This window comes from Peptoniphilus vaginalis (assembly GCF_900176605.1).
Lineage (GTDB): Bacteria > Bacillota > Clostridia > Tissierellales > Peptoniphilaceae > Peptoniphilus_A > Peptoniphilus_A vaginalis.
Window position 1 is genome coordinate 425,608 of sequence record NZ_FXLP01000005.1, and the last position, 26,119, is coordinate 451,726.

Below are 26,119 nucleotides of genomic sequence, written 5' to 3' on the forward strand. Positions count from 1 at the left end.
AGAATTATGAAAGCAAGTATTCTAACAATTGGTAAAGAAATCCTAATTGGTTCAATTGTAAACACGAATTCAAAATATATTTCAGAAAAATTAACTGACATGGGGATAGATGTTATAAGACAGGTCTCAGTGGATGATTGCTTGGAAGAAATTGTCGAAGAGTTAGACTATATTTCCAAATCTTCTGATTTAATAATTATAAGTGGAGGACTTGGGCCTACAGATGACGACTTAACAAGAGATGCTGTAGCAAAATTTTTAAATAGAAGGGTCTATCTCGACCAAGACGAAAAAAGAAAATTAGAAGACAGTTTTAATAGACTTGGAAGGGCAATGACTCCAAACAATCTTAAACAAGTTATGCTTATAGAAGGATCAGAAAAAATTGACAATCAGTGGGGCGTTGCTCTTGGAGAGTTTATAGAGTTCGATAATAAAAAAATTATCCTACTACCTGGACCTCCAAATGAAATGGAACCAATGCTTGATTATTATATTGCCAATAAATCTTTTACAAGAGATAATATTATTATAAAATCTATAGATATTATTGGTCTCGGTGAATCTGTTATTGAAGATAGAATAAGACATATGGACTTTAATGACAGGAGTATCTCAATCAATACTTTTGCCCACGGGACTTATACAGAGGTTAAAATAATCGGAAAAAATTCTAATAAAGAAAAACTTAAGTCTTCTATAGAAGAAACAGTTAATTCTCTTTATAGGGAATTTAAAACTCACATTTATTCAGAAAATAACGAAGATGTTGCAAAACAAATTGTAGATATTTTAAGAAAAAATAATTTAAAAGTTTCTTTCGCAGAATCTATAACTGGTGGAATGTTAGCATCAGCTATTACTGATATAAGTGGAGCATCTAGTGTTATTGAAAGCTCCTTTATCACTTACTCCAATGATTCAAAAAATAAGAATTTAAATGTATCTAAGAATACACTGAAGAAATTTGGTGCAATAAGTGAGCATACTGCTTACGAAATGGCAAAGGGAGTAAAAGAAAAGTCCCAAGCGGATATTGGAGTCTCTACAACTGGTGAAGCCGGTCCTAATCCATCAGAAACTGAAGTTGGAAATGTCTTTACCTGTATATATTTTGGTGAAGATAATTACAATACAAAACATTATTTCTTTTCGGGAGACAGAAATAAAATACGCAGAAGCACTGTAAATAGAGTTTTATCTCAAATTCTTTATTTACTTAGAAAAAATTTTAAGGAGTAATTATGAAAGAAAGCAATTTAAGTAAAGAAAAACAAGAAGCTCTTCACAACGTCATATCAAAAATTGAAAAACAATACGGTGAAGGATCCGTAATGATTCTAGGTGACGATGTTAAATTAGATATTGAATCTATACCTACTGGATCACTTGCTCTTGATATTGCCCTTGGAATTGGTGGAATTCCTAAGGGAAGAATTATAGAAATATATGGACCAGAATCATCAGGTAAAACTACTTTGGCTCTACATATGTTAGCCGAAGCACAAAAAATGGGTGGTACAGGTGCTTTTGTAGATGCTGAGCATGCTCTTGATGCTGGATATGCTAAAAACCTTGGGGTAGATGTAGAAAATTTAATTATTTCTCAACCTGATACAGGCGAACAAGCCCTAGAAATAACTGAAGCCCTTGTAAGATCTAACGCTGTAGATTTGATTATTATCGACTCAGTTGCTGCCCTTGTTCCAAAAGCAGAAATTGATGGTGACATGGGAGCAGCACAAATTGGTCTTCAAGCAAGACTAATGTCTCAAGCTCTTAGAAAATTAACTGGAGCAATTAACAAGTCAAAATGTACTGTTGTATTTATTAACCAACTTAGAGAAAAAGTTGGTATTATGTTTGGTAACCCAGAAACAACTACAGGTGGTAGGGCACTTAAGTTCTATTCATCTGTAAGACTTGATATTAGAAAGTCTGAAAATATAAAAAAAGGTGATGAAATAATTGGTAACAGAGTTAGGGTTAAAGTTGTTAAAAACAAGATAGCTCCACCTTTTAGACAAGCTGAGTTTGATATTATGTACGGTAAGGGAATATCCAGCGTAGGCAATATACTTGATGTTGCCGCTGAAGCTGACATAATTAAAAAAGCTGGTGCTTGGTATTCTTACGGTGAAGAAAGACTTGGTCAAGGTAGAGAAAATGCTAAGGACTTCTTAGAAGAAAACCCCGAACTACTAAAGGAAATAGACCACAAAGTAAGACTTCACTACAATCTAATTTCAGATGATGAAAATATAGAAAAAGATGAGGAAGAAAACACATCTAATAATGAAGAATAAGGCGTGATTTATTGAAATTACTTTATTTAACAGATACTCACATAAGAGGTACTAATCCGAAGAATAGATTAGATGATTATTGTGAAACTTTAAAAGAAAAATTAAAAGAAATTTCAAATATTATTAAGGAAGAGAAAGTTGATTATGTTTTGCATGGAGGAGACTTATTTGACAGGCCCGATGTGTCTGTTAGTATAGTCTCCGAATTTGCACAAATTTTTCAATCTTTTGGTGTGCCTATATATATAATAAGCGGAAATCATGATATATTTGGTCACAATCCAGATACCTTAGATAGAACTATGCTTGGTCTTTTATGTAATCTTGGAATTATGCATCTTGTGAACTATAAAAAAATTATTTTAGAAAAAGATAATTTAAGAGTTCAGTTAACAGGATCTCCTTATATTTATTCCATGGATGAGCTTTCCAATAGAGATAACTATAAAGTTACTGAAGTTGATGAATCCTGTAAATATGCAATACATATGACTCATGGATTTTTAATCGACAAGCCCTTTATGAAAGAAGTCAGCCATACTTTAATAGAAGATATTAAAGATACAAAAGCAGACATCACTCTAGGGGGACATTATCATTTTGGATTTAAAACTGTAGAAATCGATAATAAGTTTTTCGTAAATCCTGGTGCCTTGATAAGAATTTCAAATTCGAAAATTGAGATGAAAAGAAGGCCTAAAGTTGATATCATCAACTTAGGAGAAGAAATTAAGATAGAAGAGAGATATCTTAAGTCTGCTAAACCTGGTGAAGAAGTTCTTGATAGGTCCGAAATGGAAAGACATCAATTTAAGGGAATTAAGATGGCAGAATTTAAAGAGAGTATAGAAGCTTCTGCAAACTATAAGAGCCTCGATATTTTTGATTTGCTCCTAAGAATTTCTAAAAGTGAAAATATTAGTGAGGAAGTTAAAAGTGAAGCTCTAAAGAGAGTAGAAGAAGCTCAAATTAATGAGGTTAACTACTCATGATATATATAAAAAATGTTGAACTTAGAAATTTCCAATCTCACAATCATACAGAAATAGAATTTGACCGAGGTCTTAATGTTATCCTCGGTAATTCTGATGCTGGTAAAACTGCAATTCTAAGGGCTATAAAGTGGGCTCTTTTCAATGAACCAAAAGGTGATTATTTTATTAGACAAGGGGAGAAGGATGTATCAGTTAAAGTTACCTTCTCCAATGGGGTTGTGGTTGAGAGATCAAGAACTCCATCTAAAAATTCCTATTATCTTATGGATGCTGAAGGTCAAGAAATGCGTTTCGAAGGTTTTGGGTTAGATGTCCCAAAAGAAATAACTGATGCTATCCATATGTATAAAGTTTCATTAGATAATTCTAATAACAAAGTTATTCTAAATATTGCAGAACAACTAGATGGACCTTTTTTACTTAATGATCAAGCCTCTATGAGGGCCTCTGCTATTGGCAGACTTATTGGAGTTAATTATGTAGACGATGCTCTTAGGACCGTTGTAAGAGATAATAAAAGAATTAATCAAGAAATTGATAATCTTAGAGCAAGTAGAGATGATTTTAAAGAACAATTAAAAGAATTTGACTATATCAAAGACTATAAAGATAAATTTCAAAAACTTTCTCATATTAGAGATAAAATAAGTGATTTAAACCAAAGATTAAATTTAGTATCTAATCTAAAAGATACTTATGAGCAATATAATTTGGAAATAGATAATATTGGCATTTTATTGGAAAATTTTAAGAATTTAAGTGCGATAGATTCTGTTATTCCTAAAATTGAAACTAATCTAATTAAAAGAAGCACTTACCAATCTTTTTTTGATAGACTAAATCAGACTGAATCTGAAGTTACTATCATTTCTAATAGTTTAGAAAAATTAAATAATATTGAATCTCTGAATTACAAAACTAAAGACATCGAAATCAAAAAAAATAAGTTAAATTCTTTTTCCGAACTCTTCCATAAATATAAAAATACCTCCAATCAAATTCTCAATACAAAAAAAGATTTAGATTCTTTAAAAAATAGTGATAAGATTGCAGAAATTAATAAGACTTTAGATGAAAAGATAAGTCTATATAATAAAATTTTTTCAGGAAGAGAAAGTCTTCTAGTGATTAATGACAAATTAAATTATGGTAATGATTATATAAAGAACTTTTCTAATAATGATAATATTGAAAATATTTCCAAACAATTGGAGAAATATATAAAAAATTTATTTATTTTATCAGATATTCAAAGAAAATTAGATGAACTACAAAATGAATATATGCGAGAGACTAATAAACTTACTGAAGTTAATAATAATTTAAAAAATTATACAGAAACATACGAGAAAACCATTTTAGAAATTGGGGTTTGTCCCTTCTGTTATAGCGAAATAAATAAGGAGTCCATTGAGCATATAAAATACCATTTGAGGAATGATTAAATGAATTACGAAGAAAATTTAAAAAATTTAAAAGAACAATTAGATAGATTAAAAAATATGAAGTACAAATCTGAAGCAAGGCTTGAGCAACTTAATGCCCAAAAGAAGGATATCTTAAATGAAATTGAAAAGCTAGGTATTAAACCAGAAGATCTTGAAAATGAAATATCAAATTTAAAAAGTGAAATTGATAGGCTTTTTGCTGAAGCCAATGACTTAATGCCAAGGTTGTGATTACTTGGACCTTAAAGAATTAGATCAAAACTTAAATAAATTAAATAATAAGATTTTAAGCGATGAAGGTAAAATTGAAATTTTAAATGACCAGTTGGAAAAAGTAGAGAAAAAACTTGAAGAAAAAGAAAAATATAGCGAAGTTCTCACTCAAGTCTCACTACTTTTTCAAAAGACTTCTGAATTCGCTAGGGAACAATCGAAGAGACAGATTGAAGATACTGTAACTAAATGTCTTCAATTTATTTTTGAAACAGACATAGAGTTTCTAATAGAATTATCAGAAGCAAGATCAGTTCCTATTGCAGACTTTTTTGTTCAATCTAACTATACTGAAGGCTACAGCATAAAGACAAAGCCTGAGATAGCAAGAGGTGGGGGAGTTGTTGATATAATTTCTCTTGCCCTTAGGATTGCTTTCTTGCAACAAAACCAACCAATATTATCTGGTCCTTTGATATTGGATGAACCTGGAAAGCATGTGAGTAATGATTATATTTTTAATCTTGGGGAGTTTTTAAAGCAATCATCAAATATTTTCAACAGACAAATAATAATGGTAACCCACAATCCACATTTATCACAAATTTCTGATAGGGCTTTTCAGGTCAGAAATAAGAAGGGAATTAGTGAAGTAAGCCTATATGAAGAGTAATATTTTCTTGACTTTAGTGAACAAAATTGTTAGTATATTAATGAGCATATAGAGCGTTTATGTATTATATTAATATTAACTTTAAGTCAGGAGGATGTATAATGATTTACGACTCAAAATTAAAGAATAAAGATATCGATGGTTTATTCGAAGCTATTCTTTTACTTGAAAATTTAGAAGAATGTTATAGATTTTTTGAAGACATTTGTACAGTTAAGGAATTGCAAGCAATTGCACAAAGACTACAAGTTGTTAAGCTACTAGTTAAAAACAAAACTTATCATGAAATCGAAAGTGAAACTGGAGCTTCAACAGCTACAATCTCTAGAATAAATAGATCTTTAAACTACGGTTCCGATGGATATAAATTAGTTTTACAAAGATTGAACTTTATAGATGAAGACGAAGAAAAAGAATAAGGAATTCCTTATTCTTTTTTATATGCTTACATTTATAGTTTTATAATTTGTATAGGATACTAAACCAGGCTTTTTTGCTGGATGTCTTTTTACATTCATCTTAAAGGTATAATCAACAGGAATGTTTTGCGATTTTGACAAAGAGCTATACTTTGCTGCTAGTTTAGCCGCAGTCATCATTGCACCATTTGAAAAATCCCTATTATCATTTTTTAATATTACATGAGACCCTGGTGCGTCCTTTACGTGAAACCATAGGTCATTTTTTTTAGCTTTTTTTAAGGTTAGATAGTCATTTTGCCTATTGTTTCTACCAATATAAATATCAAATCCGTCTTCAGTTTTTATTTTAATATAATTTTCTTGTGAATCTTTCCTTTTCTTTTTATTGTTTTTATTTCTCTTTTTTAAGTAACCTTCTTTTTCTAACTCTTCATACAAGTCATCAACATCATCAGGAGTCTCAGCAAAATCTATATTTAATAAAATTGACTCTAAGTAATCAACTTCTGATTTTCCTATATTTATTTGTTCTTCCAAATATACAGCTGCGTTTTTTAGTTTAGAGTACTTTTTGTAATACTTAGAAGCATTTCCAGGCCCATCTAATTTCGAATCAAGTGGAATTTCTATTTCTTCCATTTCATTATAAAAATTCTCGACTATAACATTATTAGAACCTTTTTTTATTCTGTGAAAATTTGAAGAAATAAGGTCTGCATAAACTTTATATTTCTCTCTATTTAGGGCTAGATTGAGTTCATTTGATTGGTTTGATATTTTCCTATTAATTTTATCAATATGCTTCTTAACAGCCTTTCTAAGCTCTTTACTCTTAGATCCAAGAGAATCACGCAGAAATTTTGAATTATAAAACTCTTCAAGTAGGGAAGAGATGCTATCTGTTATTACCTTATCTTTTTCACTCAAGGATTTTAAATCTATAGAATAAAAATCCTTAAAAATTTCTTCTCTATAAATTTTTATTGGTAAAAATTTATTTTCTTTAACATTTTCAAAAATATCGACGAAAACCTTATTTAAATTATCAATCTCTTCATCATTAAGTGAAAGAATATTCTTTTTAAAATCAATGTTAGTCCTGTATTCAATCTCTTCACACATTTGGGGACTAATTCCTGTAAAAGTCTTTAAAAAGAAAGATTTTAAATTTAAATTTTCTTCACAATCTTTTATTAGTTTTATAATAGTTTTAGTTTCACAAGGATTATAACCCTGAGAAATATCCTCCTCATTATAAACAAGTCCTGGGAGAATTTCTCTAACACTTGATAAATTAAAGTTTACTCTCTTAAGAGAATCAATAATTTTTTTGCTTTCATTATCAATTAATATGACATTGGAGTGCTTGCCCATAAGTTCTATTATAAGAGACTTTTCACTATATAAGCCAAGTTCATCTCGAGATTTAACGTGTATTTCTACAATCCTATCCATCTTATATTGCTTTACACTTAAAATTTGATTATTCTCAAGGTGTTTTCTAAGAAGCATACAAAAAGCAGGTGGATTCTGAGGACTATCGAAAATCTCTTCACTAAAATACATCCTAGGACTTCCAGAAATAGATATAAAGAGTCTTTCTCTTTTACCATTAGCTCTTATATTTATTAAAAGATCATTGCTTTCATTTTGGTAAATTTTATCTATTCTGCCACCATTGACACGATTATTTATTTCATAAACTAAATGTTTTACTACTGTTCCATCTAATGACATTTTATCACCTGAAAATTATTATAACATATATTATAAAATCAATTTTACAAAATATTGAAACGATAGCTTAGAACGTGTGTACACATCGTGAGTTAAAATTTAAAATTTAGAACTAACATTAATGATATATATGATATGAGATAAGAAGTTAAATGAAAGTAGAAAGCATATATTATATAGAAAAGACTAATTTATAGAATATATTATCAATAAGAAACATACTTAAATTTTATTGATATTTGTAAAAAATAGTTGAATTCCTGAGTTGAATCTGGCTTGTAAATTCAATGAATAGTAAAAGACATAAATAATAATATAAAAAATAAATCATATAAAAGATAAAATTGTTTTCAAAGCCAAATCTAGTATCTATTACTTTTTTAGCTTATATTTTCTCTTAATCAATTAAAGGAGAAATTATATAGTTCTGATGACCTTTCTTAACTTCTCAAATTATATGAGCGTAAGCTTCCTCTGTGTCTGTTGTTACTTCTGTTTTTGCTATCTGTCTTCCTTTAGGCAACTCTAATATATAATAAATTTCGATATTCTTACAATGACTTATTAGGTCTAAGGATTTAGGTATAGGAGTAGCCGACATTGATATACTATGAATATTCTTATACGTATTAGACAAGCTCTATCTTTATCTTACGCCAATCCTATCTATTGTCTGCCATTATAAACATTAATAGAAAGGCTGCTTATAGTCTTCCCACAGCCAACATCACCTTGAATTAATCCTTGAATTTTTTCTCCCTCTTGCATTTTAAACAAAATATTTGTTACAATATTTTATTGATCACAGGTTACAGGTTAAAAAAAAGTCATAATTTTAAATTTTTTAAGTAAAAGTTAATCCCATTCTTTAAAATTTTCTGATGGCAATATTTTCATCAAAACCTTTAGATACTGATGATTTTATATTATAAACTTTGGTAAAATCATAATATTCTTTAGGAAGAAATTCTAATATATCTTCCATAGATAACTAACTTTATTCAAGGAAAAGGACACATATATTAAAAATTTTTAAAATTAATTATTTTAAAAGTTAAAAAAGAGTATACAAATTTGAAAAATATGAAAAGAAGTGGTATCGTTATCATTAGAAGGGGATGTTGTTATGGATTATGATATTTGGGATTCTTTTATGATTAGAACACCAACTATTCCTTTTTGTTATTTAGAAGAATATAGAAATTCAAATAAAGATATTTATGAATTTATTTCAGAAAATGAATTTTTAGATAATTTTCTTAAAATGCTCTTTTAATATCTTCTAAATCACTTTATTATTCATATATAAATAAGCCTGAAAAAGGAAAAAAATATAGAAATCTATGTCAAGGTTTATTAAAGTATTTTATAAGAGCAAGTTCTAGACCAACCCCCTATTGGAGTTTTGCAAACGTATCGATTGAAGAAATCTGGTAAAAATACAAAAATTGAAAAAGAATATGAAATAATAGATATTAAAGTAGATACAGATTGGGCTAATGGTTTAATAAAAAAATTAGAGGATGACTCAACAATATTTAAAAAATTATATTTAAATTTTAATGATATTTGCTATGTTAGCGGAGATAGACTGAAAAATCCTTATTTTTCAAATAGAGGAAATTTAACAAATAGTTCTGAGGAGATTAAAGAAAATAGTATTAGATTTACAATTCTTGGAAAGTTAGTAAAAAGCAACTCCAAAAAATTTATTTAATATAATGATTTATTTTATATCATAAAAAATGAATATGAAGATGTTGATGATTTACTTCTTCAAAATATAATTAAAAATTTAATGGAAAATGAATATTTGTTTACTAATTTAAGACTTCCAGCTTATTGCACTGATATATTAACTTATTTAATAAAGATCTTAGAAAATATCATAAATTAACCCTGAAATTAATAATTATGGATTTTTAAGCAACTTTAAAAATAAGTTTATAGAAAAATACGGAAGTAATATAGAAGTTGATTAAATTGAGATAATTGAGATATTTGACGAAAATAAATTTAATGGGTTTATCTATTTAAATGATTCTTATAATCCAAGTGATATGGAAATAGAGATTAGTAAAATAATTACAGATAAAATTGAAAAGGCTATATTTAATGGTGAAGAAGTATATCTTACAAAAAATGATTTTAAAAATATTGATAATAGTAATCTAAATCTTACAAAAGGATTTGACTTAAATTTATACATAACTAAATCAAAAGGAGCCTACGATTTAATAGTTGGTCCCAATGGAGGAGCTCCAAAAGAAGGCTCAATGTTTCAGCGATTTAGCGATTCTTTTGTAAAAGAAGACTTTGTTCTAGATTTAAATATAGTAAAAAACGAAACAAATAATTCAGGCATTCCTAGTATAGCAATTACATGTATACCTTGTATATTATCTCAGTGGAAATGTCCTTCTCTAAAAAATCCAAATTGTTCAGAAGGACGTCCTCAACCTCCAGATTCAACCTTATGCCCAACTATATCTCCAACTGATATGGGTATGTGTGATAATTTAAAAGCAAATAACAATGCAACTGGAAATATCGAACCATTAAGATGATAAACGATATAATAACAAAGTATGTAAAATAAAGTATAAACAAGTTATTTCTTAATTATTTATTGATGTTAGCATTTATTATAGAAAAGAGGGATTTGTAATGATAATTAAAACTATTTTTGTGAGTGGAATTTCCAGTGTTATTTTTTATTTTTTTAATTTAATATATCAATTAATATTTCCAAATTTTACTATTGAAGATACTAATTATTTACTGTTTTTTAATTTTGTAAAAGCTTTGTCTTTTATATTGTTGCTTTTATTACTTTTTAAAATCAAAAATATTAGTTTTTTAAAGAATAAAAACAATGATCACTTACTTAGCAATATTAATAATATGTTTAAATACGGAAGTATAATCTTTTTTATTTTTTTTATAATTTTCCTTGTAATTATAAAATGCAATATGAATTTTTTTGATAGTATGATTTACTCAAATGATACTATAAATATTAATAACTTTGACAAATATACCATGAAAATTTTAATTATTGTTCTTTTAAATGTTATTCTTGAAGAATTTTATTTTAGATTTACTTTAGTGAAAGTATTACAAGAAAAATACAGTGAGAAAGTTATCGCATTAATTAGTGCATTTTCTTTTGGATTTATTCATTCTGTAGATATTCTTTCAATAATAAGTGCTACAATAATTGGATATTTTTTAGCTGTAACCTTTTTAAAAACAAAAAGATTAGTCTATTCAATTTTTCTTCACTATATAATTAATGTGGACTCAATTATAATTTTGCCAATAATAAAATTATTTGATCCACAAGAAAAATTGGGCGAAAATTGGATGTTTTTATCTTTTTTAATTATGTTTACAATTTTTTTTATAATGTACATATTGACAAAAATAATAGGAACTAAGAATGAAAAAGTACGATAAAAATATATTTAAACATTCAAATTGGATTATTCATAATATTAGAAAAATTGATAGTAAATATATTTTCATATCTATACTAGTTACTATAATAAATGGTATTATTTCCTCCATTTCTCTTATTGTTATGCAGGAGATTATAAATGGAGTCCAATTAGAAAAAACTTAAATATTATAATTTTTTATATTATATTTTATATTTCTATAGACTTATTTAACTCGATATATTCAAGCATTCTGGGATATTATAATACTAAATATACAATGAAATTTAATTTATATTTTTCTGAAAAAATATATTTAAAGGCATCTAGACTATCTTTGTCTGATTATGAGAATTCAAAAACTTATGACATAATGAATAGGGCACAGAATCAAGGAGGAGATAATCTTTTATCTTATTATAGAGATTTTATGTCTATAATAACTCAATTGATTACTCTTTCTTCTTATATTTTTATATTAATAGGTTTTAGAGTTTGGCTTGTAATAGTTATTATGATTATTCCAATATTATTGTACATTTTAGATGAGCCAAATGCTTCGATGGATTCTATTACAGAAAAAGAAATTTCTAATCTATACGAAAATATTTTAGAAAATAAAATTGGCATAATCATTGCTCATAGATTTTTAAATATTGTAGATAAAATTATAGTATTACAAAATGGAGAAATAGTTGAATTTGGAAAACATAAAGAGCTAATTAAAAAAGGAAAAATTTATAAACAATTAACTAAATTATAAATTTAAGATTACACATTTAAAAATAGTCACAAAATTATTATTTTGTGACTAAATTCTTCTTCTTTTCTTTGATTTTTTTGTACTTATTTATGAATAATTTACTTCCCTACTTATAATAAGATAAACAAAAATACGATATTTTTACCAAACTAAAATATAATAAAAACTGTTTTTCAAATTAAAAACCAAATAATGAGTTTTTATTTTGGAAGATTGTAAAATGAAGTTAGCCAAATAAAACTAAAAAAGTCATGTAAAATTTGTGATATATTAGTAATGACCAAAAAACCAAATTCACAAAGGAGATTTACATGACTTATCTAAATAATAACACAAAGAGAAACATTAAAGGAAGCCATCTTTCAGAAAAAGAAATGATTTTAATAGAGGCGTATAAAGGCGAAGGATATAGCAATAGACAGATTGCTAAAAAATTGGGTAGATGTCATCAAACAATAAACAACGCAGTTAAAAAAGCTAGCGTTATTCAAATGAGGAAAGTACTACAAAATTCAAAAGTTTATGTTTATGAAGATATAAAATACTTTGCTGATCTTAATCATAGAATATATCTTGAAAATAGAAAAAACTGTGGTAGAAAACCTAAGTTTTTAACTTGTGAAAAATTTTTAAATTGGGCAGATAAGAAGATTCTTGAAGAAAATTGGTCTGTTGATGCCTGTGTAGGTTATGCAAAGAGAAAAAAGTTTTTTAACGAAGATGAAATCCCTTCAGTAAAAAGTATGTATAACTGGATAGATAAAGGTTTAATGAAAACAAAAAATATAGACCTAGAGCTTAAACTAAAAAGAAAACCTAACAAGAACAACAAAAAGAATAGAAAAAACAAGATGATGTTAGGAGAATCAATAGAGACTAGACCAAAAGAAATAGAAACAAGAGAAGAATTTGGGGATTGGGAAATAGATACAGTCATAGGAAGTAAGAAAAAGACAGATCCAGTAATAATAACATTAACAGAAAGAAAAACAAGATACGAGTTGATAATAAAGATAGATTCCAAAACAAGTAAAGCAGTAGAAGAAGGGCTTAGTTTTCTAAAAGATAAAAGTCCATTAAAAGAGCAAGTATTTAAAACAATAACATCAGACAATGGACTTGAATTCTCAAGCCTAACAAAAATATGTGAATATGTAAAAATTTATTACTGTCACCCCTATAGTTCCTATGAAAGAGGAACAAGTGAGAATCAACACAAGTTAATAAGGAGATTCATAAAAAAGGGCGAAGAAATAGGTAAATACACAGAAAGACAAATAGAAAGAATAATGAATTGGATGAATAATTATCCAAGAAAGATTTTAGGATATATGACTGCCGAAGAAGCATTTATGAAGGAATTAAAGTTAATAGAAAAATCTTCCCTAGCTAGCTAGGGAAGTCTTATCACTTAGTTTACTTTATCATTCAAAAGTGGCTAACTTATTGTTGCAATTTAGAGAGTTTTTATTTTCTTGTTTTGTAGAATTATTTCTTATATCTTTTAAATCTTTTTGTTCTTCCTTTTTTAAATCCTTTAAATCATTTTCTTTTTTCTCTGAAGCTTTCTTATCTTCTTCATAGTTATATCTCTTACCCTTAGTTTTAAAGTTTCCTGTAATATAAACTGAATCATTCTTCCAATCTACATTAAGCCCTAAAGTTTCAGAAATAAATCTAATAGGAACATAAGTCCTACCATCATAAAGTATTGCAGGAGAATCAAGATTTAATATTTTTTCGCTTTCCCCGTTATTTACCTTAGCCTTTGTAGAATTAATATCTAGCTCAACTAGTATATCTATTGCCCCAATAAGAATACCACTAGTATTAGTATCTTTTCTTTGATAGAAGTTTATATTGGCACCAAGATTTTCTGTAATATATCTAACTGGTACCATTACCCTATTGTTAGTCTTGTCAAGATAAGCCTTTCCCATATCTTCTGGAATATTTTGTATATTATCGTTGATATAAATATTAATATCTTTATCAGATGCTTCTTTTGGTAATTTGCCTGCAGCAAAAACAGATGTGCTTAGCATAACAGACATTATTCCAATACCTACTAATTTTTTTATATTTCTCATAAAATCTCCTTTATTCATTACTTTCATCTTTGTTATTTGTAAAATTATTAAGTTTTGAAAGTGGATTAGAGTCCACCATTTTTCTTAAAGCCTTTTTGTTAACATGAGTATAGATCTCAGTAGTGTTAACTGACTCATGTCCTAGGATTTCCTGAAGTGCCCTTATATCAGCATTGCCATATTCATACAAGAGAGTTGCAGCAGTATGTCTTAACTTATGGACTGAGTAAATATTGGTATCTAGTCCTGAATTTTTCATGTGTTTTTCTATCATATGTTGTATAGACCTATTGCTCATTCTTTGTTGTCTCATTGATAAAAACAAGGCATCATCCTTTATTTGTGGCCTAAGCTTTAGATACTCTTCAATAGCATAAAGTGATGCTTCATTTAAATAGATGATTCTTTCCTTATTACCCTTTCCAATAACTTTTAGTGTTTTATCTTCCTGCAAATGGGATATGTCTATACCAGCAAGTTCAGAAAGTCTCATGCCACAATTTAAAAACAAAGTTACGATTGCATAATCTCTCTTTTTATAAAGGGGTTTAATCTTGGATTCCTCTATAGTTTTTAGTAAATTTAGGCTCTGATCTAAAGTCAAATAAACTGGAAGAGTCTTTTCGACCTTTGGCATATCAATATCTATTACTGGATTTACCTTAATTATATCAATCTTTGCGTGAAGATAGTTATAAAAACTTCTAATTGAGGAGATCTTTCTAAATTTGGATCTATTTGAAATTTTCCTTTCTCTTTCTAAAAATGCGTTATAGGCATAAATATCTTGTTTACTAACACTTTCAAGAAGCTCAGGACTTAAATCTTCAATTGTAATATCGTCAAAATTAATATTTGAATCTACAAGACCCTTCCTCCCTTTAATAAATCTTGCAAACATCCTTAGGTCATAATAATATTCTTTAACAGTGTTATAAGATGCACCCTTTGTTGATTTCATATAATCTAAAAAATCATCAATTAAATTCGAATTAATCAAGTCATCACCTCCTATAAAAATAAAAACCTGACATATGTCAGGTTCTTAATTATTTTGCGTATTCAACTGCTCTAGTTTCTCTTATGACATTAACTTTAATTTGTCCAGGGAAATCTAGTTCAGACTCAATTCTTTTAACAATTTCTCTGGCAGTAATAGTTATTTCTGCTTCGGAAATTTTTTCAGGTTTTACAATTATACGTATTTCACGTCCAGCTTGAACTGCATAAGACTTTTCAATTCCATCAAATTCATTTGCAATTTCTTCAAGTTTTTCAAGCCTTTGGATATAAGATTCAACTGTTTCACGTCTAGCTCCTGGTCTAGCTGCAGAAATAGCATCTGCTGCTTGAACTAAGACAGATTCCACACATATAGGCTCAACGTCTCCATGATGGGCTTGAATTGCATTAATAACAAGCTCGGATTCATGATATTTTCTTGCAATTTCAACACCAATATCAACATGAGGAGCATCGAGATTTCTATCGACTGACTTTCCTATGTCGTGAAGAAGTCCGCCTCTCTTTGCTAGTTTAACATCAGCTCCAATTTCCCCAGCTAAGATGCCTGCAATCTCTGCAACTTCTACTGAGTGTTTAAGGTTATTTTGTCCATAACTAGTTCTGTATTTTAGTCTACCTAAATATTTAATAATTTCTGGATGTAGACCGTGAACTCCAGCATCGTAAGCTGCTTGTTCGCCTGATTCCTTAATTATCGTTTCTACTTCGTTTTTAGCCTTTTCAACAGTTTCTTCGATTTTTGTAGGGTGAATTCTACCATCATTAACAAGCTTTTCTAGAGCCACTCTGGCTATCTCTCTTCTAATTGGGTCGAAGCAAGATAGAACAACTGCTTCTGGAGTATCATCAATAATTAAATCTACTCCTGTTATTGACTCTATAGCTCTAATATTTCTACCTTCACGCCCTATTATTCTTCCCTTCATTTCATCGTTTGGAAGATTTACAACAGCAACAGTAGATTCTGCAACTTGGTCGGCTGCACACCTTTGAATAGCCTGAGCAATGACATTTCTAGCATATTTACCAGATTCTTCTTTAATCCTGTTTTCATTTTCTTTAATAATAAGTGCTGATTCATTAGTTATTTCTTTTTTAAGTTCATTTAAAAGAATTTCTTTACCTTCTTCTTTAGTGAGGCCAGCAACTTTTTGAAGTTCTTCCTCTCTTTGTTTAACAAGTTCATCGGCTTGCTCTTCTTTTTCTCTTAAGCCTTCTAATTTTTTGCTAAGTTTTTCATCTTTCTTTTCAACTTGAGAAGATTTTTTATCTAAAAGCTTTTCTTTAGATATAACCCTGTCCTCTAATTCTTTAATTTCAGCCCTTCTGATCTTAGCTTCATTTTCTTGCTCAGATCTTAACTTTTGAATCTCTTCTTTAGCTTCAACAAGCAAAACTTTCTTTTGTGTTTGTGCTTGATTTTCAGCATCGTATATTATCTTTTTAGATAATTCTTCAGCATTTTTAAGTTTACCTTCAGAAATATATTTTCTAACAGCATAGCCAATAGCTAAGCCAATAATACCGATAACAATAGATATTAAAGTACTACTAAAACCCATTTTACACACCTCCTATTTAGTTTTCATGTTTCAAATTTTAAAATCATTATTAAGGCACAAGCCTTAAAATAATTGTATATCTTTTAAAAGCATAAGTCAAACAGAAAAGCGTGTATATAAGCTAATTCTATTTGCTTTTATAAATAGGAATAGCTAATTTATATCCCGGTTTAATATCGTAAGATGAAATACTATTTGCCTTTTCGATATCCATTACAAACTTCATTTTATTTTTATAATTATAATTTTCAGATATTGACCAAATCGTATCTCCACTTTTTACTGTGTAAACGTCATACTTAATTTCTTCTTTAATATTCAAATCTGATTCGTTTTTTAAAATTAATCCAGAATTAAAAATAAAAATTAACAATAAAAAAATTAAAACTTTTTGTTTCTTTATAATAATAGTTCGTTTCATCTCATCACCTCAAAAATATCTTCCAACCTTAGTTTAAACTAATGTATCAAACAACCGTATCAAATAAAAGTTCTAAACATATGTTACATCTTATGTTCTTTTTTGTCAACTAAAAAGAACAAGTTTTTTAAACTAGAGTTTGAAATACTTGTTCAAATATGATATTATTAATTTAATAAAAATAGGAGGTAATCCCATGTACGAAGACTTAAACCAAAGAGAACTGGAAATTTTATTTTTTATTAAAAGATTTATCGAATCTAAGTCCTACCCACCTACTGTTCGTGAAATTTGTGCAGGCTGTAACATTAAATCAACATCAACTGTTTATTACGCACTTGAAAAACTTGAAACTACAAACTATATAAGAAAGGATGCATCAAAAACCAGGGCCATTGAAATTGTTCCCCAAGATGATGACATCTTAATGCTCAAGAAGAAAACAGTTGATGTCCCTGTGCTTGGAAAGGTTACTGCTGGTGCCCCAATATTAGCCGTTCAAAACATTGAAGACACTATGCCTTTACCAGTTGACTTCGTTTCAGATAAAGAACTTTTTATTTTAAAAGTTTCTGGCGAAAGTATGATCAATGTAGGAATTTTTGATGGTGACTATGTAATTATTGAAAAAACACATTGCGCAAATAATGGAGAAAAAGTTTTAGCTTTAATTGAGGACGAAGCAACAATTAAAACATATTACAAAGAAGAAAATAGATTTAGGCTACAACCTGAAAATGATACAATGGAACCCCTCTACTTTGACAAAATTGATATACTTGGTAAAATCATTGGACTTTATAGACGATTTAACTAATTCAAAATAACCCTACTGCTATACAACAGTAGGGTTATTTAAGTTTAAAAATTAGCATTTTATAATATGCCTTTGCTTATATTTTCTTATTAACAATCAAATTAAATTAAGATTAGACTTTCTTTATATAATGCATTTAATAAATTAATTAGAGCAAATTTTATATGATAGTAAGAGAGACCTCCTTGAAAATATACATAATAAGGTTCTCTCATAGGTCCATCTGCTGATAATTCAATAGATGAGCCTTCTATAAAGTCTCCTGCAGCCATTATTACTTTGTCGTCATATCCTGGCATATCCCAAGGGACTGGTGTGAATTCTGAGTCAACTGGAGATGAAAATTGAATGTACTTACAAAATATTTCAAGAATTTCAGGTTTTTTAAGTTCTATTGCTGTAACAATATCACTTCTTGGATCAGTGCTTGTTGGTATTGTTCTAAACCCTAATTCTTCAAAAGATCTTGAAAATAATGTCGCACCTCTTATTGCATCTTCAACAATTTTGGGTGACATAAAAAGTCCTTGTAATATTTGTCTAGTCATACCAAATGTTAGTCCACAGTCCTTGCCTATTCCTGGTGCAGTTAAAAAATTGGCTGCCCTTTCAACAAGCTCTTTTTTACCAGCAACATATCCACCTGTATAACATAGTCCTCCTCCTGGATTTTTTATTAAGGACCCCGCCATTATATCAATCCCGATTTCACTAGGCTCAATTAATTCTGTAAATTCTCCATAGCAATTGTCTACAAAAATTTTTATATCCTTATTTATTCTCTTGACTTCATCTACAGCTTCTTTAAGTTCAGAAACAGTAAATGCCCTCCTATTAGAGTAACCTGTGGATCTTTGCATTATAACAAGGCTAGTATTGTCTTGTATATAATCTTTTATGCCACCTATATCTATCATATTGTCCACTAGGGGGATCTCAGAGTATTCATACCCAGATTTTATTAAAGAATCAGGACTGTCTCCCCTTAAACCTATAACCTTTTGTAAGGTATCATAGGGAGTTGATGTAATGGATAAGAAATGGTCTCCTGGCTTTAAAATAGCTTTAATTGCAAGTGTAATAGCATGGGTACCTGATACAATGTTAGACCTAACAAGACTGTCCTCTACATTAAAAATTCTTGCATAGATGGATTCAACCTTATCCCTTCCTATATCTCCATAACCATATCCTGTTGTCCAATTGAAGTCTGTTGCCTTAAGTCCCTCTTCTTGCATAGCTTTTAAAATTTTAACTTGGTTATATTGGGCTATGTCACTAAATTCTTTAAACCTCTCTTGAAGAGAGTCTTCTATTCTATTTACAAATTCAATTATTTTCGGGTCTATATTATATTTTTCTTTAAATAAATTATCGTATATTGTCATTTTTTCTCCTAAAACCTCAGTCTAATTTACTATCGATGTAAGTCTCAATTTTTTTTAATAAATTATCTGACTCCCTATCAAACCATTGTATGCGATTATCTCTTCTAAACCAGGTTAATTGTCTCTTAGCATAGTGCCTTGAATTCTTTTTTATAAGTTCAATCATTTCATCATATTCAATTTCACCATCAAGATATGATATAACTTCCTTATATCCAATTGCCTTAAGGGATTGTGAGCCTTTATCTAAACCAGCATCTAAAAGGCCCTTTACTTCTTCGACAAGACCAAGCTCTATCATCTTGTCAACCCTCTTATTTATTCTTTCATAAAGCCTTTCTCTATCCATATTTAAGCCAATAAAGATTAAATTGTAGTCACCATTCTCTTGTCGAAAATTATTTCCTTTTTCATTTCCGTCTTTTAAAATTTCTAAGGCTCTAATAATTCTTTGACCATTGTTTGGATGAATTTTTTCTGCCATATCCTTATTGAGTTCATAAAGTTTAGTGTAAAGAAATTCACTGCCTCTTTCTTGTAAGATTTTATTTAACTCTTCTCTATAAGCGTAGTCTGCTTCTGTTTCAGTGAAATCAAGATTATAGACAAGAGAATTTATATATAGGCCTGTACCACCAACTACAAGTGGCAGTCCTCCCCTATTATTTATTTCACTAATAATTTCTTCAGCCATGTATTTAAAATCTGCAACGGAAAAGTTTTTATCAGGATCAATTATATCCACCATATGGTGAGGGATTTCTGTATTTTCAAGATCAACCTTAGCTGTACCAATATCTAATTTCTTATAAATTTGCATAGAGTCACTGGAAATTATTTCTCCCTTATATTTTTTAGCAAGTTCTAATGAAATTTCAGTTTTACCTATTCCAGTTGGTCCAGTAAGTATTAATAAATTTTCCATTTATTCCCTCAAAAATAATTTTGAAATTGTGTGTTTTGAAACTTCTACTATCGTTGGTCTTCCATGGGGACAAGTGTAGGGATTTTCACAATTTTTCAAGTCTCTTATCAAAGCTTCTATTTCAATATCAGACAAGTCATCTCCCGCCTTAACTGAAGCCTTACATGCTTTTCTCATAATTTTATAAAGATCTGCTTCATAATTCGATGAAATCTCTTTATCAAGAGAGTCTATTATATCCCTAATAAAATTTACATAAGTTGGAAGTCCAAAAATCATTGGAACTTCTCTTAGGACAACAGACCCATCTCCAAAATCTTCAATTTTAAATCCCAGCTTAGTAAATAAATCAAGATATGTTAGAATTTTGTCGTACTCAATTTGATTTAATTCAATAATCTCCGGTTTAATTAAAATTTGTGAAGATATTTCACTGTTGAGATACATATTTAGAAATTTTTCATAGTTTACTCTCTCATGAGCTGCGTGCTGATCAACGACAAAAACTTTGCCATCTTTTTGATTTTCCAACAAAATATAAGTCTTAAATAGAACTCCACTTATTCTTGTGTTTAAAAGTCCTTCATCAATTCGACTAGCTTCATTATTAAATAAAAAGTTTTTTTCTAGATGTTGCTCTTGTTCATTAGAGGATTTTAAATCACTTTTCTCTTCTTTATATAACAAAGCTTCTTCATTAAAGGCTTTTTCTTCTCGAATTTCTAATTCTTCATTTTCCCTCTCTAAATCCCATAGACTTTTGAGTCCATTATTATCTCCTGGCTTTGTTGTTTCAATAGAATCTAGAGATTCTTCAAGATCATATTCATCAAAAATATCGAAAACATTTATATTTTCTTTCTTATCTTCAAATTCTATTTCCCTTATAGACCTGTTAGGAAAAATAACTTCCTCAACTACTTCAGATAGAAGTGCTGTTAAGATATTTTCATTTGAAATTTTAATTTCGTTTTTCTTTGGATGAATATTTACGTCAATTAATTTAGGATCTATATCAATGTATAAGATAAACACAGGGTACCTGTTTAAGGGTATCAAGGAATTATAATTTTTTTCTACCGCTCTTGAAATATTTATATCTCTTATAAACCTTCCGTTTACAAAAATATATTGACTGTCTCTATTAGACCTAAATAACTTATTATCAGAGAAAAATCCTCTAATTGTATAATTTTCAGATTCAAATCTTCCTTCATTTAGAGAAGATGCTATTTCTGAGCCTAGGATGGAAAATATTCTATTAATAGGATCTTTGTCATTTCCTGTATTGAGAATAGTCTTTCCATCCCTTATTAAGGTAAATTTAATATTATTATTTGATAGGGCAATTTTTTGCACAATATCAATTATATTACTTATCTCTGTAGAATCTTTTCTAAGAAACTTCTTCCTAACAGGAGTATTGTAAAAAACATCATTAATAATAAAAGTTGTACCCTTTGGCATTCCAACTTTAATTTTTTTGATAATTTTTCCATTTTCTATGACAAGGGAATTCCCTGCTAAGTCATTTTCCCTTTTTGTCATTAGTTTTATTTTAGAAATATTTGAAATACTTGCAAGGGCTTCACCACGAAATCCAAGAGTTCTAATTTTTTCAAGGTCTTCAATTACTTGAAGTTTTGATGTAGAGTGGCGTAAAAAGGCTAATTCAAGGTCTTCTTCAGAAAATCCTAAACCATTGTCAGAAACTTTTATATAATTAGTACTTTCTCCTCTTAGCTCAACTAAAATGTCATCTGCTCCAGCATCAATTGAATTCTCAACTAATTCTTTTACAATAGACGCAGAGTTTTCAATTATTTCTCCTGCTGCAATTTTTGATATTGTTTGTTCATCTAAAAGTCTTATCATTTTAACTCCTTAGATTTTTTAACTATTTCATCTAATAAATTAAAGGCCTCCATGGGACTTACTTCAAGTATGTTTATATCTCTTAATTTATTGATAAAGTTTTCGACTTCTGGGCTGGATTTCTCTTCTCTTATAATTTCCTTATTAAGATCAATATTGAGTCCTTCGTTTTCTTTCTCAATAAGAGCTAGAACATCTTTTGCCCTATTAATTATCCTATCATCAATGCCTGCAAGTTTTGCTACATCAATTCCATAAGAATTATTTGTAAATCCCTTAATAATTTTCCTTAAAAATATAATGTCATCTTCTTGTCTATCTACAGCTATAGTTAGGTTTTCAACGGAATCATATTTATCTTCAAGATGGACTAATTCATGGTAATGTGTTGCAAAAAGTGTTTTTGCCTTAATATTTTCTGCGATGTACTCTATTATTGCATTTGCTATTGCAAGGCCGTCAAAGGTACTTGTTCCTCTTCCCACTTCATCTAGTATTAAAAGAGAGTTAGAAGATGCATTTTGTATTATATCGGCAACCTCTTGCATCTCAACCATAAAAGTTGATTGACCCATAGCCAAATTATCACTAGCTCCTATTCTTGTAAAAATCCTGTCTACAAGGGAAAGATTACAAGAATCACAAGGCACAAAGCAACCAATATGTGCCATAATTGTAATAAGTGCAACCTGTCTCATATAGGTTGACTTACCCGCCATATTAGGACCAGTTATAATATGTATCATATTGTCCTTAGTATCTATAAAGGTATCATTTGGCACAAAGAAATCATCCTTCATATAAGACTCAACTATTGGATGTCTTCCTGCTTTTATTTCTATATATCCTTCCTTGTTAAATTTAGGTCTCACATAGTTGTTTAAGCTTGAAACTTTAGCAAGAGATAAAAGAGAATCAAGCTTTGAAAGTTTATCTGCAAGAATTTGTATTCTATAAATTTCTTTGCCAATAAAATCTTTTAAATTATTATAGATTTCAGCCTGCATAGACAAGGCTCTTTCTTTTGACCCAAGCAACTTTCCTTCCATATCTTTTAATTCCATAGAAAAGAATCTTTCAGAACCCACTAAGGTTTGCTTTCTGATATAATCCTCTGGCACTTGGTCCAAGAAGGACTTTGTTACTTCAATAAAATAACCTAATATTTTGTTGTGTTTAACCTTTAATTTCTTTATTCCAGTCCTATTTCTTTCCTTTTCTTCGAAGTCAAGTAACCAGTTTTTTCCTTCTGTTGAAATTTTAAAGAGTTCATCTAATTCAGAAGAATATCCCTCTTTAATAATCCTATTTTCTTCGATTACTACTGGTGGATTTTCTATTAAAACTTTATCAATTTCATCGTAAACATCAGATAAGTTAATAAATTCTTCTGAAAGTGAATTTAAATACTTATTGCCTTGTTCTTCTAAAATTCTTTTTATTATATTTGAATTTTCTATTGTAGACTTAAGAGAGTATAACTCACGGGGATTTATGCTTCCATTTGATATCTTTACTACAAGTCTTTCAATATCATAGACTTCTCTTAAAATTTTTTCTATCTTGTCCTGCAATAATAAATTTCTTGTAAAAGATTCAATAATATTTTGTCTTTCCTCTATTTTATTTAAATCAACTAAGGGACTTTCCACCCATTTTTTTAATTTCCTTGACCCCATAGATGTACTACACTTATCTAAGACATCTAATAGAGAGCCTTTTTTTGTAAAAGTGTTTAATCCTTTAACTAGCTCAAGTGTTCTTTTTGAGCTTTCATCCAAAAGTAAAAAATCATAATTATTGTAATAAGAAATATTATTTATATGCTTTAAATTGATTTTTTGAGTTACAACTAAATATTGCAAAATCTTTTTTAGTGATGTGAAATCAGCTATCTTATTATCAGATAGGAAGTCTTTTAAGTTGTTTTTAAAATTATCACTAAAATAGTTCCCAAAATTCTTGAATATATTACTTTCTTTAAGATTCTCAGCAATATATGGGTTTAAAAATACATTGCTCTTTTTAGTTTCCTTTTTAAAAGTAGCTAAGGCATCTTCATTAATTAGAATCTCATTTGGGCTAATCCTATCTATTTGGTTTTGAAGAAATCTAAATAGTTCTGTCTTAGATAAGAAAGTCCTATTAGTAAAGTAAATTTCACCTGTGGAATAGTCTGAATAAGTTAAGTTTAAAGAGTAACCTTGAATATAAATGGATAGGAGATAATTATTTAAATCACTCTTTAAATATTCTGTGTCAGTAAAGGTTCCAGGAGTAATAATCTGTGTAACTTCTCTTTTTACTATACCCTTTGCAAGCTTCGGATCTTCAACCTGATCACAAATTGCAACCTTATAACCCTTATCTATTAACTTTGAAATATAAGAAGATGCTACGTGGTATGGGACACCACACATAGGAGCTTTATCTTCTAATCCAGCATCTCTTCTAGTAAGAGTTATTTCAAGTTCTCTTGACGCTAATAAGGCATCATCAAAGAACATTTCATAAAAATCTCCAAGTCTAAAAAATAAAATGGAGTCTGGATTCTCATCCTTAACAGCAAGATATTGCTGCATCATTGGAGTTAATTTTTCACGATTCAATCTTTTCACCTACTAGAGAAAAACTATTTGCGTCTTTTATCCTAACTTTTACAATATTTCCTACATCATTTTTATCGCCTTTGAAGTTAACTAATTTAAATTCATCAGTTCTTCCACTTACCTTACTTTCATTTTTCTTAGAAATATCTTCAACAAGTACATTAACTTCTTTACCAATGAATGCCTTATTTTTTCTTTCTTGAATTGGATAAAGAACATCAAGCAATCTTTCAAACCTATCATGTTTTACCTTGTCTGGAACTTGGTCAGTCCTATTAGCAGCCGGAGTATTTTCTCTAACAGAATAAATAAAGGTAAAAGCAGTATCGTACTCAACTCTTTTTACTAAATCTAAAGTATCCAAGAAGTCCTCTTCGCTTTCTCCAGGAAAACCAACCATAATATCAGTTGAAAGTGCAATGTTTGGATTTACATTCTTTACCTTATCAATTTTTCTAAGATAATCTTCCTTAGTGTACTTTCTGTTCATCATTTTAAGAACTCTTGATGAACCTGCTTGAACAGGTAGATGTAAAAAATTACAAAGCTTATCTAGATTTTTAAAAGAATAAATAAGCTCATCTGAAATATCCTTAGGGTGTGAGGTCATAAACCTAAGTCTCTCAATGCCTTTTATGTCATTAATTTCTTCTAAGAGATTAGCAAAGGAGAATTTCTCATCAAGTGTTTTCCCATAGGAATTTACATTCTGTCCTAGTAGCGTTACTTCTTTTGTTCCATTTCTTGCTAAATCTTCTATTTCTCTTATGATTTCACCTGGTCTCCTGCTCGTTTCTCGCCCTCTTGTGTAAGGAACTATACAATAGGAGCAGAAATTGTTACAACCATACATAATATTAACGTAGGACTTAAAATTATAAAGTCTATTGGCTCCAAGCTTATCGTCAATACTAAGGGCATTTTCTTCAATATCCATAGCAAGCTTCGTCCCATTGTATGAAGCAGTTAAGAGTTCCGGCAATTTCCAAATATTATTCGTTCCAAAAATTATATCTACATTTGGAAATTTTTCTATAACATAATTCCTAGATTCATCCCTTTGCATCATACATCCACAAACTGCAATTTTAATATTTTTCTTTTTTGACTTTAAATTTTTTAAGTTGCCCAGTTGACCATAAACTTTATCTTCTGCTGAATGTCTTACTGAGCAAGTGTTTAAAATAACAAAATCTGCATCATCAATTTCATTGACAAAGCTATAGCCCATTTTCTCAAGAAGCCAAGTTATTTTCTCTGAATCGTGCTCATTCATTTGACATCCATGAGTTATAACAAGTGCCTTCTTATCATCATAACCCTCTTTTATATTTCTTATATATTCATTTACGTTGTTATTTATATCATTAATTAATTCTTTATTATCCATACTACATCCTCATTTCATA

24 protein-coding genes are annotated in these 26,119 nt (G+C 29.0%); 14 read left to right on the forward strand and 10 right to left on the reverse strand.

Annotated features, from left to right (window positions below; all coding sequences use genetic code 11):
• Positions 1-6 precede the first annotated feature (6 nt).
• From CAN42_RS06870 to CAN42_RS06900, 7 genes are all read left to right on the forward strand, one after another.
• The gene (locus CAN42_RS06870; protein WP_085876074.1) at positions 7-1,242 is read left to right on the forward strand and encodes a competence/damage-inducible protein A; all 1,236 of its coding nucleotides are present in this window, start codon (positions 7-9) and stop codon (positions 1,240-1,242) included.
• Positions 1,243-1,244: 2 nt separating this feature from the next.
• Positions 1,245-2,306 (forward strand): recombinase RecA, encoded by a 1,062-nt coding sequence (gene recA, locus CAN42_RS06875; protein WP_085876075.1) that lies wholly within the window; start codon positions 1,245-1,247, stop codon positions 2,304-2,306.
• 11 nt (positions 2,307-2,317) lie between these two features.
• Positions 2,318-3,298, forward strand: coding sequence for a metallophosphoesterase family protein (locus tag CAN42_RS06880; protein WP_062571227.1), 981 nt, complete (start codon positions 2,318-2,320; stop codon positions 3,296-3,298).
• Positions 3,295-4,746, forward strand: a complete 1,452-nt coding sequence (locus CAN42_RS06885) for an AAA family ATPase (protein WP_085876076.1) — start codon at positions 3,295-3,297, stop codon at positions 4,744-4,746. The genes CAN42_RS06880 and CAN42_RS06885 overlap by 4 nt, the downstream gene beginning before the upstream one ends.
• Entirely contained in the window at positions 4,747-4,980 is a 234-nt protein-coding gene (locus CAN42_RS06890) for a hypothetical protein (RefSeq protein ID WP_005956548.1), read from the forward strand.
• A gap of 4 nt (positions 4,981-4,984) precedes the next feature.
• Positions 4,985-5,635 (forward strand): P-loop NTPase family protein, encoded by a 651-nt coding sequence (locus tag CAN42_RS06895; RefSeq protein ID WP_085876077.1) that lies wholly within the window; start codon positions 4,985-4,987, stop codon positions 5,633-5,635.
• 101 nt (positions 5,636-5,736) lie between these two features.
• Entirely contained in the window at positions 5,737-6,054 is a 318-nt protein-coding gene (locus tag CAN42_RS06900; protein ID WP_062571224.1) for a YerC/YecD family TrpR-related protein, read from the forward strand.
• A gap of 18 nt (positions 6,055-6,072) precedes the next feature.
• Here the strand turns inward: CAN42_RS06900 and CAN42_RS06905 are convergent, their stop codons facing one another.
• Complete coding sequence (locus CAN42_RS06905; RefSeq protein WP_085876078.1) at positions 6,073-7,794, reverse strand: Rqc2 family fibronectin-binding protein; 1,722 nt, start codon at positions 7,792-7,794, stop codon at positions 6,073-6,075.
• Between the two features lie 1,126 nt (positions 7,795-8,920).
• On the opposite strand from CAN42_RS06905, the gene CAN42_RS09015 reads away from it, so the two are divergent.
• The 6 genes from CAN42_RS09015 to CAN42_RS06935 all read left to right on the forward strand — a co-directional run bounded on the left by CAN42_RS09015 (position 8,921) and on the right by CAN42_RS06935 (position 13,394).
• Entirely contained in the window at positions 8,921-9,070 is a 150-nt protein-coding gene (locus tag CAN42_RS09015; protein ID WP_167627563.1) for a hypothetical protein, read from the forward strand.
• 144 nt (positions 9,071-9,214) lie between these two features.
• The gene (locus CAN42_RS06910) at positions 9,215-9,511 is read left to right on the forward strand and encodes a lantibiotic dehydratase (protein WP_085876079.1); all 297 of its coding nucleotides are present in this window, start codon (positions 9,215-9,217) and stop codon (positions 9,509-9,511) included.
• A 343-nt stretch (positions 9,512-9,854) separates the two neighbouring features.
• Positions 9,855-10,361, forward strand: a complete 507-nt coding sequence (locus CAN42_RS06915; RefSeq protein ID WP_085876080.1) for a hypothetical protein — start codon at positions 9,855-9,857, stop codon at positions 10,359-10,361.
• A 100-nt stretch (positions 10,362-10,461) separates the two neighbouring features.
• Positions 10,462-11,253, forward strand: a complete 792-nt coding sequence (locus CAN42_RS06920; protein WP_085876081.1) for a CPBP family intramembrane glutamic endopeptidase — start codon at positions 10,462-10,464, stop codon at positions 11,251-11,253.
• A gap of 411 nt (positions 11,254-11,664) precedes the next feature.
• Positions 11,665-11,997 (forward strand): hypothetical protein, encoded by a 333-nt coding sequence (locus tag CAN42_RS06930; protein ID WP_085876083.1) that lies wholly within the window; start codon positions 11,665-11,667, stop codon positions 11,995-11,997.
• A gap of 311 nt (positions 11,998-12,308) precedes the next feature.
• Positions 12,309-13,394 carry an IS30 family transposase gene (locus CAN42_RS06935; RefSeq protein ID WP_085876084.1) on the forward strand — a complete coding sequence of 362 codons (1,086 nt, stop codon included), beginning with the start codon at positions 12,309-12,311 and terminating at the stop codon, positions 13,392-13,394.
• Between the two features lie 27 nt (positions 13,395-13,421).
• On the opposite strand, the gene CAN42_RS06940 is transcribed toward CAN42_RS06935, so the two are convergent.
• The 4 genes from CAN42_RS06940 to CAN42_RS06955 form a co-directional block, all read right to left on the reverse strand.
• Positions 13,422-14,087 (reverse strand): copper amine oxidase N-terminal domain-containing protein, encoded by a 666-nt coding sequence (locus CAN42_RS06940; RefSeq protein ID WP_085876085.1) that lies wholly within the window; start codon positions 14,085-14,087, stop codon positions 13,422-13,424.
• Positions 14,088-14,097: 10 nt separating this feature from the next.
• Positions 14,098-15,087: a tyrosine recombinase XerC gene (locus CAN42_RS06945; RefSeq protein ID WP_085876086.1), complete on the reverse strand. Its 990-nt coding sequence runs from the start codon at positions 15,085-15,087 to the stop codon at positions 14,098-14,100.
• A 49-nt stretch (positions 15,088-15,136) separates the two neighbouring features.
• On the reverse strand, positions 15,137-16,675 hold the full coding sequence (rny, locus tag CAN42_RS06950; protein WP_085876087.1) for a ribonuclease Y: 1,539 nt from the start codon (positions 16,673-16,675) through the stop codon (positions 15,137-15,139).
• 127 nt (positions 16,676-16,802) lie between these two features.
• Positions 16,803-17,096: a LysM peptidoglycan-binding domain-containing protein gene (locus tag CAN42_RS06955; protein ID WP_085876088.1), complete on the reverse strand. Its 294-nt coding sequence runs from the start codon at positions 17,094-17,096 to the stop codon at positions 16,803-16,805.
• A 196-nt stretch (positions 17,097-17,292) separates the two neighbouring features.
• Here CAN42_RS06955 and lexA point away from each other — a divergent pair, with 196 nt between their 5' ends.
• Positions 17,293-17,913, forward strand: a complete 621-nt coding sequence (gene lexA / locus CAN42_RS06960) for a transcriptional repressor LexA (protein WP_062571212.1) — start codon at positions 17,293-17,295, stop codon at positions 17,911-17,913.
• 101 nt (positions 17,914-18,014) lie between these two features.
• Here the strand turns inward: lexA and CAN42_RS06965 are convergent, their stop codons facing one another.
• Genes CAN42_RS06965 through miaB form a run of 5 tightly spaced genes read right to left on the reverse strand, consistent with a single transcriptional unit; the run spans position 18,015 to position 26,100 of the window.
• Positions 18,015-19,301, reverse strand: a complete 1,287-nt coding sequence (locus tag CAN42_RS06965; protein ID WP_085876089.1) for a methionine gamma-lyase family protein — start codon at positions 19,299-19,301, stop codon at positions 18,015-18,017.
• Between the two features lie 16 nt (positions 19,302-19,317).
• Positions 19,318-20,226: a tRNA (adenosine(37)-N6)-dimethylallyltransferase MiaA gene (miaA, locus tag CAN42_RS06970; RefSeq protein WP_085876090.1), complete on the reverse strand. Its 909-nt coding sequence runs from the start codon at positions 20,224-20,226 to the stop codon at positions 19,318-19,320.
• Positions 20,227-22,101 carry a DNA mismatch repair endonuclease MutL gene (mutL, locus tag CAN42_RS06975; RefSeq protein ID WP_085876091.1) on the reverse strand — a complete coding sequence of 625 codons (1,875 nt, stop codon included), beginning with the start codon at positions 22,099-22,101 and terminating at the stop codon, positions 20,227-20,229. It lies immediately after the preceding gene.
• Complete coding sequence (mutS, locus tag CAN42_RS06980; protein WP_425330845.1) at positions 22,098-24,719, reverse strand: DNA mismatch repair protein MutS; 2,622 nt, start codon at positions 24,717-24,719, stop codon at positions 22,098-22,100. The genes mutL and mutS overlap by 4 nt, the downstream gene beginning before the upstream one ends.
• A complete protein-coding gene (miaB, locus tag CAN42_RS06985; RefSeq protein WP_085876093.1) occupies positions 24,700-26,100 on the reverse strand; it encodes a tRNA (N6-isopentenyl adenosine(37)-C2)-methylthiotransferase MiaB in 1,401 nt (466 codons plus the stop codon). Before miaB ends, mutS begins: the two co-directional genes overlap by 20 nt.
• Between the last annotated feature and the right edge of the window lie 19 nt (positions 26,101-26,119).

Coding starts and splice junctions, on each gene's coding strand:
- CAN42_RS06900 (WP_062571224.1), top strand. CDS start 5,737: ATGATTTACGACTCAAAATTAAAGAATAAAGATATCGATGGTTTATTC.
- CAN42_RS06870 (WP_085876074.1), top strand. CDS start 7: ATGAAAGCAAGTATTCTAACAATTGGTAAAGAAATCCTAATTGGTTCA.
- CAN42_RS06965 (WP_085876089.1), bottom strand. CDS start 19,301: ATGACAATATACGATAATTTATTTAAAGAAAAATATAATATAGACCCG.
- CAN42_RS06915 (WP_085876080.1), top strand. CDS start 9,855: ATGGAAATAGAGATTAGTAAAATAATTACAGATAAAATTGAAAAGGCT.
- miaB (WP_085876093.1), bottom strand. CDS start 26,100: ATGGATAATAAAGAATTAATTAATGATATAAATAACAACGTAAATGAA.
- CAN42_RS06940 (WP_085876085.1), bottom strand. CDS start 14,087: ATGAGAAATATAAAAAAATTAGTAGGTATTGGAATAATGTCTGTTATG.
- lexA (WP_062571212.1), top strand. CDS start 17,293: ATGTACGAAGACTTAAACCAAAGAGAACTGGAAATTTTATTTTTTATT.
- CAN42_RS06935 (WP_085876084.1), top strand. CDS start 12,309: ATGACTTATCTAAATAATAACACAAAGAGAAACATTAAAGGAAGCCAT.
- CAN42_RS06890 (WP_005956548.1), top strand. CDS start 4,747: ATGAATTACGAAGAAAATTTAAAAAATTTAAAAGAACAATTAGATAGA.
- CAN42_RS06905 (WP_085876078.1), bottom strand. CDS start 7,794: ATGTCATTAGATGGAACAGTAGTAAAACATTTAGTTTATGAAATAAAT.
- recA (WP_085876075.1), top strand. CDS start 1,245: ATGAAAGAAAGCAATTTAAGTAAAGAAAAACAAGAAGCTCTTCACAAC.
- CAN42_RS06955 (WP_085876088.1), bottom strand. CDS start 17,096: ATGAAACGAACTATTATTATAAAGAAACAAAAAGTTTTAATTTTTTTA.
- rny (WP_085876087.1), bottom strand. CDS start 16,675: ATGGGTTTTAGTAGTACTTTAATATCTATTGTTATCGGTATTATTGGC.
- CAN42_RS06930 (WP_085876083.1), top strand. CDS start 11,665: ATGTCTATAATAACTCAATTGATTACTCTTTCTTCTTATATTTTTATA.
- CAN42_RS06920 (WP_085876081.1), top strand. CDS start 10,462: ATGATAATTAAAACTATTTTTGTGAGTGGAATTTCCAGTGTTATTTTT.
- CAN42_RS09015 (WP_167627563.1), top strand. CDS start 8,921: ATGGATTATGATATTTGGGATTCTTTTATGATTAGAACACCAACTATT.
- CAN42_RS06885 (WP_085876076.1), top strand. CDS start 3,295: ATGATATATATAAAAAATGTTGAACTTAGAAATTTCCAATCTCACAAT.
- mutL (WP_085876091.1), bottom strand. CDS start 22,101: ATGATAAGACTTTTAGATGAACAAACAATATCAAAAATTGCAGCAGGA.
- miaA (WP_085876090.1), bottom strand. CDS start 20,226: ATGGAAAATTTATTAATACTTACTGGACCAACTGGAATAGGTAAAACT.